1 protein-coding gene is annotated in these 759 nt (G+C 40.1%); it reads right to left on the reverse strand.

The features are described 5' to 3' along the window. Window positions 1-360: 360 nt before the first annotated feature. A partial coding sequence (locus BG32_RS11705; RefSeq protein ID WP_259459703.1) for a hypothetical protein occupies window positions 361-759 on the reverse strand: 399 nt, incomplete at its 5' end.

Genomic DNA, 759 nt, shown 5'->3' on the forward strand with positions numbered 1-759 from the left:
CCGCCCTTAAGTTCTTCAAAGGGCACCCTGACTAAAACCGGGTTGTCTACTACAATGCACGAAGAAAGGGAAAAGACAACAATCACAGATGCGACAAACAGCAAAAACGATCTAGACAAGTTTTTCATTGTCCACCTCCAAGAAAAAGTAAAATAATGGATACTCATTATTACGGAAAACCAAAATGACTCTTATGTATTTTTATTTGTCCATTCTATGATTTCTATTTTGCCAGAAACATTCGGGATTTAACCAAGAAGGTTTAATCAATTGATTCGATCTAATGCTAACATATATTTGTGATCTTCTCTAAGCTCTTTGAGGATGAAGATAGCCACAATATGCCTATTAGAAAGCTTTTTATTGCCAGCTCTTGCTCTCGAAGTCGCTTACTCCCTTTTCCGCAAAGTCCTTATCTGGAAACTCTTCGATTTCTTTCGCTTCATCACGTGTGTCAATTGTATAGTAAGCTTCAGCAGGTGCAAATACGCATATCTGAGCTGCCCTGTAAGTTCGAAATCTCATTCCACATTTATCACAAAGACCAATATCCTCAACATCCCTCTTGAAATTCACTTCCCTGTTGTATCTTCGGCAGAAGGATCTGTTCTTTTCGTCTGTGAAGAAGTACATGGCTTGCGGCTGCCTGGAGTTCTCACCACCAGACAGCTCGGCCTCCTCAAAGTTTAACCACTTCCATGACGTCGAGTTAAGTCTTTCCAGATCAAGATCAGTTTTCTTCAAAATATTCACCTCTCG

The sequence above is a fragment of the Mesotoga sp. HF07.pep.5.2.highcov genome (genome assembly GCF_003666285.1).
GTDB lineage: Bacteria > Thermotogota > Thermotogae > Petrotogales > Kosmotogaceae > Mesotoga > Mesotoga prima.